This is a genomic window from Cryobacterium sp. MLB-32 (assembly GCF_000738085.1).
In the GTDB taxonomy this organism is placed as follows: domain Bacteria; phylum Actinomycetota; class Actinomycetes; order Actinomycetales; family Microbacteriaceae; genus Cryobacterium.
This window is the reverse complement of record NZ_JPRS01000412.1, coordinates 1-1,243: the sequence shown is the minus strand read 5'-3', so window position 1 is coordinate 1,243 and position 1,243 is coordinate 1. Positions and strand designations below refer to the sequence as shown.

At 59.6% G+C, this 1,243-nt stretch carries 1 protein-coding gene; it reads right to left on the bottom strand.

Annotated elements, in window-relative coordinates; all coding sequences use genetic code 11:
- Positions 1–213: 213 nt before the first annotated feature.
- Positions 214–891, bottom strand: a complete 678-nt coding sequence (locus tag JF66_RS19010; RefSeq protein WP_081882507.1) for a recombinase family protein — start codon at positions 889–891, stop codon at positions 214–216.
- Positions 892–1,243: the final 352 nt, after the last annotated feature.

The window sequence follows — 1,243 nt, the reverse complement described above, 5'->3', positions numbered from 1 at the left end:
ATGGAATAGGGGCGCCCTGTGGCGCTCATCTAGATTCCAAACATCAGCTTCCGGCATCAGTGGCTTCCACGGCTAGGGGACAGACGTCAGGTCGGGCATGTTTTGGTCTCCTTCGGGTGGTGAAAACCTAGCAGTGATGCAAGTGCCGGGCTAGCATCGCGTGCGAGGAATTCCTCGCAGCCCTCTAACGGGACGCCTTCGAATCATCATCGTCTACTCGAATCCCTGCGGTGCCGAGAGGACGATCGTCCCGTATGCCCCGTCTGAGAAAATGCCCGGTGAAGGGAGGGCGGATTCAGATGACTCTTCGGTGAGGTCCAATTCCCGCGCTCGGCGATAGAACGTTGCTCGAGACATTCCAAGATCACGGGCAACCGTCGTCACTGGCTCTCCACCGTCGATGAGTCGACGGGCATTGCGGATTTGGCTGTCGGTGATGAGCCGCGGCCTCCCCCCGAGATCCTTGCCGGCGTTGCGGCGCTTGTTAATGGAGTCGATCACACGTTCTCGTTTGATTTCGTGTTCCATTTGTCCGAGGGCAGCCATGATCGTGAACAGCATGGACCCCATCGGTGTCGCGGTGTCGACGTCGCCGCCTCCCAGGTTGAGTACGCGGAGGCCGGCTCCGCGGCCGCGAAGCTCCTCGGCGAAGTCGAGCATGTTCTGCGTCGATCGGCCCAGCCGATCCAGGGTCGTGATGACGAGGGTGTCGCCGTCCTCGAGAGCGTCGAGTGCACGGTCGAACTGGGGCCGTGATGCTCGAGCACCGGAAATGCCATGGTCGACGTAGAGGTCGTCACGCCGGACGCCAGCGGCGAGGATGTCGATCTGTTGCCGGTCGGTGGACTGCTGTCGCGTGGATACGCGTGCGTAGCCTATCAGTTTCGTCATTTCTGCTCCTGGGGTGTCTCATAACCAATGGCGAGTACCGCAATTCAAGCATGCGGTTATGCGACGTAGTTATGAGAATCGGCGCGCCGCAAGATTCCGGTGATTCTGCGGAAGCTCAGGCCGCGGCGGTGAGACGTCTTATATCGCTAGGGTTGTAAGACGGGGGTCCAGACAAGCCCATCGTGGTCCTCGGACTGGGGGACACGCTTGCTGGTCGTAAGTTCATGCCAAAGGGGACGCAGGAGACGACTCCACGAGTGTGGATCTCATCTGAACGATCTCCCCGCAAAGGATGTAGCAGTTCAGCAACAAGAACTTGGCTTCAGTCAAAGTCACCTCGTCGTGAACCCCG

Bases quoted from the DNA above. Each gene is read 5' to 3' on its own strand.
- JF66_RS19010 (WP_081882507.1), bottom strand. From the start codon at position 891: ATGACGAAACTGATAGGCTACGCACGCGTATCCACGCGACAGCAGTCC.